The organism is Stenotrophomonas sp. 10L48 (assembly GCF_056395105.1).
Window position 1 is genome coordinate 121,236 of record NZ_JBFTIX010000008.1, and the last position, 14,114, is coordinate 135,349.

Genomic DNA, 14,114 nt, shown 5'->3' on the forward strand with positions numbered 1-14,114 from the left:
CCGGAGACTCCCCCATGAAGATGCGCCTTCTCACCGGGTGGCAAGCCCGGTTCCATCTGGTGTGCCTGCTGATTCTGTTCAGTGCGCTGGCCGCCGGTGTCTGGCCAGGCAGTGCACATGCCCAGGCCCAGGTCACGCCGCTGCAGAGCGAAGCCGTGGCCGTCGAGCCCTTGCAGGACCCGACCGCCGCTGCGCCTGCGGCTGCCGAAGCGGTGGCCGCGCCCGCCTATGACCATGGCGACGTCGCCTGGATGCTCACCTCCACCCTGCTGGTGCTGCTGATGGTGGTACCGGGCCTGGCCCTGTTCTACGGCGGCCTGGTGCGTTCGAAGAACGTGCTGTCGGTGCTCAGCCAGATCCTGGTGGTGTTCTCGCTGGTGCTGCTGTTGTGGGTGGCCTATGGCTACAGCGCAGTGTTCAGCGCCGGCAATCCGTTCTTCGGCTCGTTCACCGAATTCGCCTTCCTCAAGGGCTTCGCCCCGGAGTCGGTGGGCAACACGCCGATCAAGGGACTGCCGGACTACCTGTTCGTCGCCTTCCAGTCGACCTTCGCCGGCATCACCACCGCGCTGATCGTCGGTGCCTTCGCCGAGCGCATCAAGTTCCGCGCGGTGCTGCTGTTCTCGGCGCTGTGGTTCACCCTCAGCTACATCCCGATGGCGCACATCGTCTGGGGCGGCGGCTACCTGGGCGAACTGGGCGCGATCGATTTCGCCGGTGGCACCGTGGTGCACATCAACGCCGGCGTGGCCGGTCTGGTGGCTGCATGGTTCGTCGGCAAGCGGCTGGGCTACGGGCAGACCGCGTTGAAGCCGCACAACGTGCCGTTCACCTATATCGGCGCGATGCTGCTGTGGGTCGGCTGGTTCGGCTTCAATGCCGGTTCTGCCGCCGCCGCCGACACCGTCGCCTCGCTGGCCTTCCTCAACACTGTGCTGGCGACTGCTGCAGCGGTGCTGGGCTGGACGCTGGTTGAAGCGATCAGCAAGGGCAAGCCGTCGGCACTGGGCGCGGCCTCGGGTGCGGTGGCAGGCCTGGTTGGCATCACCCCGGCGTGCGGTACCGTCGGCCCGCTCGGCGCGATCGTCATCGGCCTGGTTGCCGGCGTGGTCTGCGTGTGGGGCGTGACCGGCCTCAAGCGCCTGCTGAAGGTGGACGACACCGCCGACGTGTTCGGTGTGCATGGCGTGGGTGGCATCGTCGGTGCGATCCTCACCGGTGTGTTCAGCGCGCAGTCGCTGGGCGGCACCAAGGCCGATCTGGATATCGGCCACCAGGTGTGGGTGCAGGTGGTCAGCGTCGGCCTCACCGTGCTGTGGTCGGCCGTGGTGACCGCAGCCATCCTGCTGCTGGTCAAGGTGGTGGTCGGCCTGCGGGTCACCGAGGAGGCCGAGCGTACCGGCCTGGATGTCACCTCGCATGGTGAATCGGCCTACGAGGCCTGATGCATCTACATGGTGGGTGCCGACCGTTGGTCGGCACTGCATCTGCTCTGGTAGGTGCCAAGCTTGCTTGGCACTGCTCCTGCGCTGGATTGCTCCTGCTCTGGAGGATGCCGACCGTTGATCGGCACTGCATCTGCTCTGGTAGTTGCCAAGCTTGCTTGGCACTGCTCCTGCGCTGGACTACTCCCGCTCTGGTGGGTGCCGACCGTTGATCGGCACGGTCGGTGGCCCAGCCACGCATGGCGTGGCTCTACTGCATCGTCCGGGCTTATCGCGCACAATCGGGGCATGCACCCGATCCGCACTTCCCTGATGCTCTCGGCCTGCCTGCTGCTGGCCGCCTGTGCCTCCACGCCGCAGGAAACCCGCAACCCGCTTGCCACCTGGGTGCCGTCGCCGAACCAGAACGCGCGCACGCCGGTCATCATCGTCATCCACCACACCGAGCAGAAATCGGTGCAGCAGAGCCTGCACACGCTGCGTACCGCCAACAGCGGCGGGCGGGTCAGTGCGCATTACCTGATCGGCGCCGATGGCCATCGCTACCAGCTGGTGGCCGATGAGCGCCGCGCCTGGCACGCCGGTTCCGGGCGCTGGGGCACCATCACCGATCTGAACTCCGCGTCCATCGGCATCGAGCTGGACAATGACGGTCGTACGCCCTTCAGCCCTGCGCAGATCGAATCGCTGATCGTGCTGCTGCGCGACCTCACCGAACGGCTGAATATTCCGCCGCGGCAGGTGATCGGTCACGCCGACCTGGCGCCGACGCGCAAGGAAGATCCCAGCCGCTTCTTCCCGTGGCAACAGTTGGCCGAAGCCGGTTTCGGCGTGTGGCCGCGCGCTGCCGATGGTGCTGCGCCGGAAGGATTCGATGCATGGGCCGCGCTGGCGCGCTTCGGTTATCCGCTCGACAACCGCGAAGCAGCGGTACGGGCGTTCCACCGCCGTTTCCGTGGCAGCGACACCCTGCCGAAAGTCCTCGACGCCGAAGACGCGCGCATCCTGCATTCGCTGTTGCTGCAGACCCCGTAGCCGGTAGCGCCGGGCCATGCCCGGCGAGCGCACCGCGCGGGATCCGCTTCTCGCCGGGCATGGCCCGGCGCTACCCAAGGTTGCCGCGCCACCATCGGCCCCACTACATTGCGACGATGATCACTGTTACGTCGCCGCGCGCGCTCCTCACTTTCTTGGCCGTTGCCCTGCTTGCCGGCTGCGCCACCACGGGCAACCGGCCTGAAGCGCCGGCCGTTGCCAAGCCCGCTGCCGCCACCTACGCCAAGGTCGACTGGAACACGTTGCCGGCCGTATCCGATACCGACCTGCAGGCCGGCTTCGCCGCTTGGCGCAGCAGCTGCACCCGCCTGAAGAACGATGCGACCTGGGCCAAGCCCTGCGCGACCGCCAGCACCGTGTCCGACAAGGACGCCAGCGCGATCCGCGCATTCCTGCAGCGCGATCTCGATGTCTATTCCCTGCGCGCCGGCGGCCATCGCGCCGACGGCCTGATCACCGGCTATTACGAGCCCATCTATCCGGGCAGCCTCACCCGTACCGACACCGCCACCGTGCCGGTGTACGGCACACCCGATGATCTGGTGGTGGTGCAGTTGGACAGTGTCTATCCCGAACTGAAGGGCAAGCGCCTGCGCGGTCGCGTGGAGGGCAAGGTGCTCAAGCCCTACGACGATGCCGGCAGCATCGCCAGCAAGGGGGCCAAGGCGCCCGTGCTGGCCTGGCTGACCGATCCGATGGACCTGCAGCTGCTGCAGATCCAGGGTTCGGGGCGGGTGCGCCTGGCCGATGGCAAGCAGGTGCGGCTGGCCTATGCCGAACAGAACGGCCATCCCTATCGCGCGATCGGCCGCTGGCTGGTGGAGCAGGGCGAGCTGAAGAAGGAAGACGTCACCATGGACGCGATCCGCGCGTGGGCGAAGGCACATCCGGCGCGGGTACCGGAACTGCTGCGCAGCAATCCCAGCTACGTGTTCTTCGTGCGCAGCGCGGACAGCCCGGAAGGTCCGCGCGGTTCGTTGAACGTGCCGCTGACCGCCGGCTACAGCGTGGCGGTGGACCGCACCGTGGTGCCGCTGGGCAGCCTGCTGTGGCTGTCCACCACGCGCCCGGACGGCACGCCGGTGGTACGCCCGGTGGCCGCGCAGGACACCGGTGGCGCCATTGCCGGCGAGGTACGTGCCGATCTGTACTGGGGCAGCGGCGATGCCGCCGGCAAGCTGGCCGGCGACATGAAGCAGCAGGGCAACCTGTGGCTGCTGTGGCCGAAGGGTGTGGCGTTGCCGCAGTAGGTCAGCAGGGGGCAGATCCCCCTCCGCAGGAAAGGGATCTGACCCCCATATGCCTGATAATGGCGCCATTCCGAACTTTCCGGTCGCGCATGCGGCCAGGACCCATGCAATGAAATACGCAAAGAACAACGCAAAATCCAACACGAAGAAGTACTACAAGCACTGGGCCGAATCGGGCCTGGGCAAGGGCAACGTGCTGATGGAAGCCCGTGGCGAGAAGATCGTGCGCCAGGTGGAAATCTACGGGGCCAAGGTCGTGTGGGCCGATGAAACCGGCCATAGCGATGACCGCTTCGTGCTGGCCGACCAGCCGGTGTCGTTCATGGACTTCGACGAAGACGACGAGATCAGCGCGCGCGAGTTTGAAATTGCCTGGAAGAAGGCCCGGGAAGCCACCGGCTACCCCGTCTAAGGTCGAGGGAGCTGCAGTCATCGGATGGCTGGCGGAATCGAAATGTTATAAAGTTTCATTTCCAGCCTCCCGCCCGCCCCCTGATGAAGACTCCCACGCTGGTGGCCGCGCTCGCGGCCGCCCCGTTCGCCCCTGAAGCATTCGCCCAGTCCGCCGACGCCGCGCTCACCCTGGGCAAGGTCGATGTGCACCAGCACAGCGAGGGGCAGCTGAGCGCACACCAGGTGCTGACCTCGGTGGACGTGCTGGGCGCGGACCAGATCGAAAACCGCAACGTGTCGCACAGCTGGGAACTGCTCGGGCAGATGCCCGGCATCCAGCTGACCGAAACCCGGCAGGGTGCAGAGTCGGGCAAGGTCAGCTTCCGCGCCTTCAACGGCGAGGGCTACCTCAATGCCATCAAGACGCTGATCGACGGTATCCCCAGCAACGTCAACAGTGGCAACCAGCGCTTCATCGACATGCTGTTTCCGCTGGAAATCAGCTACATCGAAGTGGTGCGCGGTACCAACGATCCGCGCTACGGCCTGCACAACATCGGCGGCAACGTGAACTTCGGCACGCGCCAGGGCGGCACCTACACCGACGGGCGACTGGCCTATGGCAGCTACAACACCCGCGATGTGCAGCTGGCGGTGGGCCGCGAAGCCGACGGCTTCGCGCAGAACTACTTCGTCGGTACCCAGGCCAGCGACGGCTACCGCGACCACGACAGCTCGAAGAAATACGCGTTGGGCGGCAAGTGGTTCTTCGGCTCGCTGGAGGAGGGGCTGCGCATCGGCCTGACCGCGCGCGCCTACCATCACGAGGCCGACGAACCCGGTTTCATGACGGCGGAAGAGCTGCATGCGGGCCGCCGCCGCAGCGACCTGCGCAACGCCAATGACGGCGATGACCGCGACATGCGCCAGTTCGCCGCGCACCTGGACATGAAGCTGTCCGACGTGGTGACCTTCGGCACGCGGCTGTACTACAACCGCTATGAAGACGACCGTCGTGTGACCTTCAGTGACCTGCCCAGCGGTAACCTGCCGCGCCAGCGTCGTGTCTGGGACGAGCGCCAGGCAGGCCTGCTCGGCACGCTCGCCTGGCAGGCCAGCCCCATGCTTACCGTGGAAGGCGGGCTGAACTACGAGCAGCAGGACAATGGCTACCGTCGCGAGCGCTACGCCTACGCCGAGCCCACCGATTTCAGCCAGGTACCGGCACGCGTGCAGAACAACGACCGCCACAGCTTCGACAACTGGGGCGCCTACGTGCAGGCCATCTACCAGCCGGTCGAAGCGTGGAAGATCGTGCCGGCCTACCGCGTGGACCGTTTCAGCGGCCACACCCGGCTGATGAATGGCGCCAACGGCCGCCTGCAGGACTACGGCAGCATCGGCCAGCCCAAGCTGAGTGTCATCCACAGCCTGGGTGAGCACACCCACGTCTACGCCAACTGGGGCCGTACCTTCCAGGTGCTGACCGGTTCCACCGCGCCGGCCTACCTCACCCCGGGGCAGGCACCGATGCAGCCCTCCACCAACACCGGCATGGAGCTGGGCCTGAAATTCCAGCCCTTCGCCGGCAGCCAGGCCCGGCTGGCGGTATGGCAGCAGGACGCGGAAAACGAAGTGTCCAACATGCCGGCCACCGGCACCACGGTCACGCTGGGCAAGACCCGCCGCCGAGGCGTGGATGCGCAGATCAGCGCGCAGCTGGGTGACGCGTGGACGCTGTGGGCCTCGCATGCCTACCAGGAGGCGAAGATCACCCGCGACGACCGCGCCGCTGGCGTGACCCTGCAGGGACGCGAAGTGGCCGCCACCCCGCGCCACATCAGCAACCTCGGCCTGGACTACCAGGCCAGCGATGCCCTGCAACTGGGCCTGCAGGCGCGCGCGCAGGGCGATTACTACCTGGAAGAGCGCAACGCCACTGGCAAGTTCGGCGGCTTCGCCGTGCTCGACCTCAGCGCGAAGTATCAGATCACCCCGGCCTGGAGCGTGGACCTGCAGCTGAAGAACGTGACCGGCCGCGAGTATGCCTACGCGTGGTACGACAGCTTCTTCTGGGACAGCGCCCGGCCGATGTTCTCGCCCGCCCCGGGCCGCGCGGTCTTCGTCGGCCTCAACATGAAGCTGTAACCGCAAAGCCGGTAGTGGTCGAGCTTGCTCGACCTGCAGGGGGCAGAGCCCTTTCCTGACGGAAAGGGATCCGACCCCGGACCCCGCAGCGCAAGGGGTCAGATCCCTTTCCGCGAGGAAAGGGCTCTGACCCCACACCCACGTTTTGCACTACATTGGTGCAATGTCCGACCCCACGCCCCCGCCGTCCCTCGATGCCCTCGGCACGCCGCTGGCCTGGGCCGGGCCCGATGGCCGCATCGCCGGCTGCAACCCGGCCTTCGCGCGCTGGCTGGGCGTCAGCGGCCGGCGCCTGCTCGGCCAGCCGTTGGCCGCGCTGGAAGTGCAGGGTGAGGCGCTGGCCCATTTCCTGGCCCGCGACGAGCGCGACAGCCTGCGCCTGAACCGGCTGGCGCTGGCGTTGCCGGGCGAAGCCGCGCGTTTTGCCGAAGGCTGGATGAGCCGCCGCGACGATGGCGGCTGGCTGCTGGAGGCGCATCCGGTCGATGAGTTCCCCGGGCTCGACCCGACCCAGGCCCTGCCCAGCGCGCTCAGCGCAGCGCTGAAGGGCCTGGCGCACGAACTGCGCAATCCGCTGGCCGGGTTGAAGGGCGCCGCACAGCTGCTGGCCCGCCGCGCGGCGCAGCGCGATGCCAGCGAACGCGAACTGATCGACCTGATCGGCTCGGAGATCGAGCGGCTCAATGGCTTGCTCGAGCAGCTGCTGTCACCAGCACCCGCCGCGCCACATGCGGCGCTGAACATCCACGCCGCGTTGGAGCGGGTGCTGCGCCTGGCCGAGAACGAGGCCGGCTGGGCCGTGCGCCTGCAGCGCGACTATGACCCCAGCATCCCCGAATTCGATGGCGACGCCGATCGCCTCACCCAGGCGGTATGGAACCTGGTGCGCAATGCCATCCAGGCCGGTGCCGGCAACATCACCCTGCGCACCCGCGTTGAACACGGTGTGCGCATCGCCGAGCAGCTGCACACCCTGGCGTTGCGGCTGGAAATCGCCGACGACGGCCGTGGCGTGCCCGAAGAACTGGCCGAACATCTGTTCCTGCCCCTGGTCAGCGGTCGCGCCGAAGGCACCGGCCTGGGCCTGGCGCTGGCCCAGCAGGTCGCGCGCGAGCATCGCGGCACGCTGACCTACCGGTCGCGCCCGGGCCATACCGTATTCACCCTGCTGCTGCCGATCGGCAACGGCACCGCCGCCGCCGAGGAGGCCCCGCGCGATGTCTGAGTCTTCCGCGTCCCCGCCGTGCATCTGGGTGGTCGACGATGACCGCGCCGTGCGCTTCGTGCTATGCACCGCGCTGCGCGAGGCCGGCTACCAGGTGGTCGACTTCGACAGCGCCGCTCCCGCACTGCAGGCGCTGGCCGATAGCCCGCCGCCTGCGCTGCTGTTCACCGACGTGCGCATGCCCGGCGACGATGGCCTGGTGCTGCTGGACAAGCTGAAGGCCGCGCTGCCGCAGCTGCCGGTGGTGGTGATGTCGGCCTACACCGACGTCGCCAGTACCGCCGGTGCGTTCCGCGGCGGTGCGCACGAGTTCCTGTCCAAGCCGTTCGATCTGGACGACGCGGTGGCACTGGCCCAGCGCGTGCTGCCTGCGGTGGCGCCGGCCATGGCCGCGCCGACTCCCGCGGCAGAAGCCGCCAGCGACCAGCCGCCGCAACTGGTGGGCGATACGCCACCGATGCGCGCGCTGTTCCGCGCCATCGGCCGCCTCGCGCAGGCGCCATTGGCGGTGTTGATCATCGGCGAAACCGGTACCGGCAAGGAGCTGGTGGCCAACGCGCTGCACCGCGAATCACCGCGTGCGCAGCATCCGTTCGTCGCGCTGAACACCGCCGCCATTCCCGCCGAGCTGCTGGAAAGCGAGCTGTTTGGTCATGAAGCGGGTGCGTTCACCGGCGCGCAGCGGCGCCACATCGGCCGCTTCGAGCAGGCCAACGGCGGCACCCTGTTCCTCGATGAAATCGGTGACATGCCGTTGCCGTTGCAGACGCGCCTGCTGCGCGTGCTCGCCCAGGGCGAATTCTTCCGCGTGGGCGGACGCGAACTGATCCGCGTCGACGTGCGCGTGGTCGCCGCCACCCACCAGGATCTGGAAGGGCTGGTCGCGCAGGGAAAATTCCGAGCCGATCTGCTGCACCGCCTGGACGTGGTGCGCCTGCAGCTGCCGCCGCTGCGCGAGCGCCGCGAGGACATCGCGCAACTGGCCACCACGTTCCTGGCCGCTGCCGCGCGCAGGCTCGATACGCCGCCCAAGCGGCTGACCGCCGCCGCCCTGCAGGCGCTGCGCGAGCACGACTGGCCGGGCAACGTCCGCGAACTGGAAAACGTGTGCTGGCGCATGGCCGCACTGGCCGCCGCCGACACCATTGGCGTGGCTGATGTTGATACCGCGCTCAACCGTGCCCGCAGCCGGCGCAGCAGCACGGCCGCCGGTGACCCGGGCCAATGGGAAGCGCTGCTGTCCGAATGGGCACGCCGGCAGCTGGCCGAGGGCACTGAAGGCCTGCACGCGCAGGTGCGCGAACGGGTCGACCACGCCCTGTTGGAGGCCGCCCTGCAGGTCACCCACGGTCGTCGCGCCGAAGCCGCCGCGCGCCTGGGCCTCGGCCGCAATACGCTTACCCGCAAGCTGGGCGCCGGTCGCCGCCGCGGCGGCCATTGAACGGTGCCTGCACGCGATCCTCGCACCCGCTTGCTGAACTGTTGATCCTCCATGGACGATGCCGTCCGTAGTGTTACCTGCAAGGAGTCCTCGATGCGTTTGTCCTTCGCCCTTCTGCCGCTGTCCGCTGCCGTGCTCCTGTCTGCCTGTGGCAGCGCACCGAAGAAGCCGCAGCCCACACCGCCGCCGGTGGTCACCACGCCCGTGGCCCAGCTGGCCGAAGCCAACCTGGCGCCAGCCTCGGCCAGCATCGTCAGCGGCCGTCTGGTGTTGAAGACCGAAAGCGGTGGCGTGCACTTGACCGGCCTGGTTGGCGGCCTGCAGCCGATGCAGCAGGCCGGCTTCCACATCCACGAGCGCGGTGACTGCAGCGCGGTGGACGCCAGCAGCGCCGGCAACCACTTCAATCCCGCCGGTGTCGCGCACGGTCGTGCAGGCAGCGGCAAGCACCACCTCGGTGACATCGACAACCTGCAGGCCGACGCGCAGGGCCGCGCCAACATCGATGTGCATCTGAAGGGCGTTACCCTGGGCGGAGGCGCCGCCACGGATATCGCCGGGCGTGCACTGGTCGTGCATGCCAGGGCCGACGACTATCGCAGCCAGCCCGCCGGCAATGCCGGCGTCCGCATCGCCTGCGGCGTGATCCGGGTAACCCGCTGATCACACCACCGGCATTTCCCAAGGAGAGTTTCCATGCGTCTGATCCACACTTCGCTGTTCGCGGCCATCGCTGCACTGGGCCTTGCCGCCTGCAACCAGCAGCCGGCAGCACCGGCAGCCGAAGCCCCGGCCACCACCCCGGCCGAAGGTTCGGCAGCGCCGGCCGACCCGGCCACTGCACCGGCTACCGCAGCGGCCCCGGCAGCCGATGCCTCGGCCACTGCCGAACTGGCACCGACCCAGGGCAATGAAACCAAGGGCTCGATCACCTTCAAGCTGGTCGACGGCAAGGTGCACGCATCCGGCCAGATCAGTGGCCTGAAGCCGGGCAGCGAGCACGGCTTCCACATCCACGAGAAGGGTGACTGCAGCGCGCCGGACGGCATGAGCGCCGGCGGCCACTTCAATCCGGGCAAGCAGGACCACGGCAACGTGGCCACCGATCCGCACCACGGTGGCGACATGCCCAACATCAAGGCCGACGACAAGGGCGTAGCCACCATCGACAGCCCGGTGTCGAGCAACGTCAACATCGGCAAGGGTGATGATTTCGACATCATCGGCCGCGGCCTGATCGTCCACGCCGACGCGGACGACTACAAGACCCAGCCGACCGGCAACGCCGGTGCGCGACTGGCGTGCGCGGTAATCAACAAGGCACCGTAAGAAAACGAAAACGCCGGCGCAAGCCGGCGTTTTTCAGTTGATCCGCCGGGCATGGCCCGGCGCTACCGTATTCCGTGGGTAGCGCCGGGCCATGCCCGGCGGCATTACCTGGACGTCAGCGCGCCAGCAGCTCGCGCGCGTCCTGGCCGGCTTCGCAATGCACGAACAGCACCGGCACACCGTGCGCTTCCAGCACCGCGGCCATCTGCCGCTGGCGCATCAGGAACTGCTCGTAGATGCCCTGCAGGCGCTCGCAGTCGCCCTTGCCGTGGTTGTAATGCGCGCACCAGCCGGCCGGGTCGAACAGCGCCATGCGCGCTTCGCCCTGCGTATAGCGCAGCAACGGCTCGGGCGCGTCACTCAGCCACTCGTCCTGGCCCGGGGCCATGATCGCGGTTTCAATCAGCGGCCACAGCGCGGCCAGTCCCTGGTTGTCGTACTGCATCGACATCATCGCGGCCAGATCGTTCACGGTGAAATAGCGTGCGTGCTCCACGCGTGCACCGAACGTGTTCTGTGCCATCAGCGCGGTATCGGCATGGGCCATGCCATTGGCCAGCAGCACCTCTTCCAGGGCATCGGCCACGGCTGTCGTGGTGGCCACGTCGGTACCGGTCAGCAGGAACGGCACCACCCGCAGGCCACCGCCTACCAAGGTAGCGTCGGCCTGGAACGGCAGCGGCACATCACCGCTGGCATCGGCGCCGAAGGCCAGCACGCGCGGGCCCTGGTTGCTACCGGGCGCGCGCATCTGCAGTTCTTCCAGGCGGCGATGGATCGGCCAGCCGGGGCGAAGCACTTCGGCCGGATCGAAATGGGCGGCGGCGAACACCAGGTCCAGCTCGGCCACCTGTGGCACCAGCTTGGACAGGTCGCGGCCGACGCGTTCGGCCAGTTCACCGGCCTGTTCAGCGCTGAGCACCGCCTGGCGGGGGATTTCGCCGCCGGCCAGTTCCAGGGCCAGCACGCCAAGGGCATTCATCGCAGGGTCGGGTTTGCTCATGGTTCCACGGTTGGCCCATCACAGGGCGGCAGCTACACTTGGCCCCATTATGCCTGCTCTGTCGTGCAGGCCATGTTGCAGACACCCTCATCCATGCCAGGTATCTCCATGCCCAACGCTCGTCCCGTCGCCATCCTCGGTGGCGTCCGCATTCCGTTCTGCCGGCAGAACACCGCGTATTCGGATGTCGGCAACCTCGGCATGTCGGTGCGTACGCTGGGAGCGCTGGTCGAGCGCTTCGGCCTGCACGGCCAGCAGCTGGGCGAAGTGGCGATGGGTGCGGTCATCAAGCACTCCAGCGACTGGAACCTGGGTCGCGAAGCCACGCTGTCCTCGGGCCTGTCGCCGTTGACCCCCGGCATCACCCTGCAGCGCGCCTGCGGCACCTCGCTGGACAGCATCATCACCGTTGCCAACAAGATCGCCCTGGGCCAGATCGAGTCCGGCATCGGCGGTGGTTCGGACACCACGTCCGACGTGCCGATCGTGTATGGCAAGAAGCTGCGTGCGCGCCTGCTGGCTGCCAACCGTGCCAAGAGCACCGGCGACAAGATCCGCGCACTGACCTCCGGCTTCAAGTTCGCCGAGCTCAAGCCGGAGTTTCCGGGCGTGGCCGAGCCGCGTACCGGCAAGAGCATGGGCGACCACTGCGAGGACATGGCCAAGGAGTGGAACATCTCGCGCGACTCGCAGGACGAGTGGGCGGTGTCTTCGCACAAGAAGCTGGCCGCAGCCTATGAGCGCGGCTTCTTCAACGACCTGATCGCACCGTTCCGCGGCGTCGAGCGCGACAACATCCTGCGTGCCGACACCTCGCTGGAGAAGCTGGCCACGCTGAAGCCGGCCTTCGACAAGGTATCCGGCCGTGGCACCCTGACCGCAGCCAATTCCACCCCGCTGACCGATGGCGCCGCCGCCGTGCTGCTGGCCAGCGAAGAATGGGCACGCGCACATGGCCACGAGCCGCAGGCCTACCTGCGCGACGCACACGTGTCGGCCGTCGATTTCGTGCACGGCGAAGGCCTGTTGATGGCGCCGACCGTGGCCGTGCCGGAGATGCTCAAGCGCAACGGCCTGACCCTGCAGGACTTCGACATCTACGAGATCCACGAAGCCTTCGCCGCACAGGTGCTGTGCACCCTGCGTGCGTGGGAGAGCGAGGATTACTGCCGCAACCGCCTCGGCCTGGATGCGCCGATGGGCCGCATCGACCCGGACAAGATCAACCTGCTGGGTTCGTCGCTGGCCACCGGCCACCCGTTCGCCGCCACCGGTGCACGCGTGATCGCCACGGCGGCCAAGCAGCTGGCCGAGCGCGGCGGTGGCCGTGCGCTGGTGTCGATCTGCACCGCCGGCGGCATGGGCGTGGTGGCGATCGTCGAACGTTGAACGCCACGGTAGTGCCGGCCGCTGGCCGGCAACGTTGGAATTGAAAACGCCGCCCGATGGGCGGCGTTTTTGTTATCCCGGCGGGCTCACACGCCAACCAAGGTTGGCGACTACCGAAGCGGGTCACGGCATCCGCGGGTTGCCAAACGCGTCGCGCTCTTCATTGGCGTCGTACACCGGCGGCAGCGGTGCAATCGACTGCTCCTCGACGGTCGCATGCAGCGGCGGGTCAACCACCGCTGCCGGTGCACGCACCAGCGCCACGCTGTCTTCGCCACGCTGCAGGCGCAGCGCGTTGGCCAGGCACTGCGCGGCCAGCACGTGTTCGCCACGTTGCGCGAAGGCTTCGCCCAGCGCTTCCCATGCAGGGGCACCGGCACCCGCGGCGATGGCTTCATGCAGGAACGCATCGGCCGCGTCCCACTGTTGCTGCGCCAGCGCGATGCGGCCCTGGGCCAGGCGCAGGGCCGCCGAGTCGTCATGCACGTTGCGCCAGCGCTGCAGGTTGGCCTGGCGCGTGGCCAGACGTTCGGCCGGCAGACGGCCATACACGGCCACCAGTTCGTCATCCCAGCGGTGGTCCAGCGCCTGCTCAAGCGCCAGCAGTGCCGGTTCGTCCCAGTCCAGTGCAACTGCACGGGTGGCGTAGGCGGCAACCACGTCCGGGGTCGGTCGCAGCGCCTTCGGCGTGGCTTCCCACTGCGCAGCCAGGGCGTTGACGTCGCCCGCTTCCAGCAGTGCCTGCGCGGCCAGGCGTGCTTCCAGCTCGCTGCTGGCCTCGGCCGGCAGCACCTTGGTCTGGCGCAGCGCGCCCAGCTGGCCGTAAGCCTCGTGCGCGCGGCCAGCACGTGCCAGCGCTTCGGTACGCAGCCACAGACCACGCGGCGGCAGCGGCTGGATCGCCGCCACATCCAATGCGTTGATCGCATCCACCGGCAGATCGTTGGCCAACAGCTGCTCGGCACGCAGCAGTGCCTGCAAGGTCGCATCGCTTTCGCCCAGGCGCTGCAGCAGCGCCTCTGCAGCGGGTGCATCGGCCCGCACCTGCGCGCTGCGCACGGCATTGGCCAGGGCAACCCCGCTCACTTCCGGATCCTTGGCGGCGCCATCCAGCAGCTTCTCGGCGCGCTGCCACTGGCCATGCTCATAGGCCAGCAGACCATCGATCAGGCGCACCCGGCCCTGCTTGCGGCGGTAGCGGCCCCAGGCACGGAACGGTGCGGCGATCAGGCTCCACAGCAGCCACAGCACCAGCACGCCGATCACCGACAGCAGCGCTACCTTCGGCAGGTTGCTGTGGTAGTCGTAGCCGCCATAGCGCAGGGTCACTTCGCCGTAGCGGTTCAGGTCATCGGTGCCGAGCCATTGCGCGGCAACTACGCCAATGGCCACGGCCAGCAACAGCACGACCAGTGATTGCAGGGGTTTCATACGG

12 protein-coding genes are annotated in these 14,114 nt (G+C 68.0%); 10 read left to right on the forward strand and 2 right to left on the reverse strand.

Annotated features, from left to right (window positions below; genetic code table 11):
- Positions 1-14 precede the first annotated feature (14 nt).
- The 9 genes from AC1DCU_RS14680 to AC1DCU_RS14720 all read left to right on the forward strand — a co-directional run bounded on the left by AC1DCU_RS14680 (position 15) and on the right by AC1DCU_RS14720 (position 10,287).
- Positions 15-1,445 (forward strand): ammonium transporter, encoded by a 1,431-nt coding sequence (locus tag AC1DCU_RS14680; RefSeq protein ID WP_032978013.1) that lies wholly within the window; start codon positions 15-17, stop codon positions 1,443-1,445.
- Between the two features lie 288 nt (positions 1,446-1,733).
- On the forward strand, positions 1,734-2,480 hold the full coding sequence (locus AC1DCU_RS14685) for an N-acetylmuramoyl-L-alanine amidase (protein ID WP_032978016.1): 747 nt from the start codon (positions 1,734-1,736) through the stop codon (positions 2,478-2,480).
- 116 nt (positions 2,481-2,596) lie between these two features.
- The gene (mltA, locus tag AC1DCU_RS14690; protein ID WP_032978019.1) at positions 2,597-3,751 is read left to right on the forward strand and encodes a murein transglycosylase A; all 1,155 of its coding nucleotides are present in this window, start codon (positions 2,597-2,599) and stop codon (positions 3,749-3,751) included.
- Between the two features lie 109 nt (positions 3,752-3,860).
- Entirely contained in the window at positions 3,861-4,163 is a 303-nt protein-coding gene (locus AC1DCU_RS14695; protein WP_025875959.1) for a hypothetical protein, read from the forward strand.
- An 83-nt stretch (positions 4,164-4,246) separates the two neighbouring features.
- On the forward strand, positions 4,247-6,292 hold the full coding sequence (locus AC1DCU_RS14700; protein ID WP_313116361.1) for a TonB-dependent receptor: 2,046 nt from the start codon (positions 4,247-4,249) through the stop codon (positions 6,290-6,292).
- Positions 6,293-6,455: 163 nt separating this feature from the next.
- Entirely contained in the window at positions 6,456-7,517 is a 1,062-nt protein-coding gene (locus AC1DCU_RS14705) for a two-component system sensor histidine kinase NtrB (RefSeq protein WP_032978300.1), read from the forward strand.
- A complete protein-coding gene (ntrC, locus tag AC1DCU_RS14710; protein ID WP_442252380.1) occupies positions 7,510-8,958 on the forward strand; it encodes a nitrogen regulation protein NR(I) in 1,449 nt (482 codons plus the stop codon). The genes AC1DCU_RS14705 and ntrC overlap by 8 nt, the downstream gene beginning before the upstream one ends.
- Before the next feature lie 93 nt (positions 8,959-9,051).
- On the forward strand, positions 9,052-9,621 hold the full coding sequence (locus AC1DCU_RS14715) for a superoxide dismutase family protein (protein WP_025875951.1): 570 nt from the start codon (positions 9,052-9,054) through the stop codon (positions 9,619-9,621).
- Between the two features lie 33 nt (positions 9,622-9,654).
- Complete coding sequence (locus AC1DCU_RS14720) at positions 9,655-10,287, forward strand: superoxide dismutase family protein (RefSeq protein WP_080150281.1); 633 nt, start codon at positions 9,655-9,657, stop codon at positions 10,285-10,287.
- A 115-nt stretch (positions 10,288-10,402) separates the two neighbouring features.
- Here the strand turns inward: AC1DCU_RS14720 and AC1DCU_RS14725 are convergent, their stop codons facing one another.
- Positions 10,403-11,290, reverse strand: coding sequence for a hypothetical protein (locus AC1DCU_RS14725; protein WP_025875947.1), 888 nt, complete (start codon positions 11,288-11,290; stop codon positions 10,403-10,405).
- A gap of 93 nt (positions 11,291-11,383) precedes the next feature.
- On the opposite strand from AC1DCU_RS14725, the gene AC1DCU_RS14730 reads away from it, so the two are divergent.
- On the forward strand, positions 11,384-12,679 hold the full coding sequence (locus AC1DCU_RS14730) for an acetyl-CoA C-acetyltransferase (RefSeq protein WP_088100805.1): 1,296 nt from the start codon (positions 11,384-11,386) through the stop codon (positions 12,677-12,679).
- 123 nt (positions 12,680-12,802) lie between these two features.
- Here AC1DCU_RS14730 and AC1DCU_RS14735 read toward each other — a convergent pair whose 3' ends face one another.
- On the reverse strand, positions 12,803-14,110 hold the full coding sequence (locus AC1DCU_RS14735; protein ID WP_032978029.1) for a heme biosynthesis HemY N-terminal domain-containing protein: 1,308 nt from the start codon (positions 14,108-14,110) through the stop codon (positions 12,803-12,805).
- Positions 14,111-14,114 lie beyond the last annotated feature (4 nt).

What these genes read in the sequence shown, in the direction of transcription:
- AC1DCU_RS14725 (WP_025875947.1), bottom strand. Translation starts at nt 11,290, where the DNA reads ATGAGCAAACCCGACCCTGCGATGAATGCCCTTGGCGTGCTGGCCCTG.
- AC1DCU_RS14705 (WP_032978300.1), top strand. Translation starts at nt 6,456, where the DNA reads ATGTCCGACCCCACGCCCCCGCCGTCCCTCGATGCCCTCGGCACGCCG.
- AC1DCU_RS14680 (WP_032978013.1), top strand. Translation starts at nt 15, where the DNA reads ATGAAGATGCGCCTTCTCACCGGGTGGCAAGCCCGGTTCCATCTGGTG.
- AC1DCU_RS14715 (WP_025875951.1), top strand. Translation starts at nt 9,052, where the DNA reads ATGCGTTTGTCCTTCGCCCTTCTGCCGCTGTCCGCTGCCGTGCTCCTG.
- AC1DCU_RS14720 (WP_080150281.1), top strand. Translation starts at nt 9,655, where the DNA reads ATGCGTCTGATCCACACTTCGCTGTTCGCGGCCATCGCTGCACTGGGC.
- AC1DCU_RS14685 (WP_032978016.1), top strand. Translation starts at nt 1,734, where the DNA reads ATGCACCCGATCCGCACTTCCCTGATGCTCTCGGCCTGCCTGCTGCTG.
- AC1DCU_RS14735 (WP_032978029.1), bottom strand. Translation starts at nt 14,110, where the DNA reads ATGAAACCCCTGCAATCACTGGTCGTGCTGTTGCTGGCCGTGGCCATT.
- AC1DCU_RS14730 (WP_088100805.1), top strand. Translation starts at nt 11,384, where the DNA reads ATGCCAGGTATCTCCATGCCCAACGCTCGTCCCGTCGCCATCCTCGGT.
- AC1DCU_RS14700 (WP_313116361.1), top strand. Translation starts at nt 4,247, where the DNA reads ATGAAGACTCCCACGCTGGTGGCCGCGCTCGCGGCCGCCCCGTTCGCC.
- mltA (WP_032978019.1), top strand. Translation starts at nt 2,597, where the DNA reads ATGATCACTGTTACGTCGCCGCGCGCGCTCCTCACTTTCTTGGCCGTT.
- AC1DCU_RS14695 (WP_025875959.1), top strand. Translation starts at nt 3,861, where the DNA reads ATGAAATACGCAAAGAACAACGCAAAATCCAACACGAAGAAGTACTAC.
- ntrC (WP_442252380.1), top strand. Translation starts at nt 7,510, where the DNA reads ATGTCTGAGTCTTCCGCGTCCCCGCCGTGCATCTGGGTGGTCGACGAT.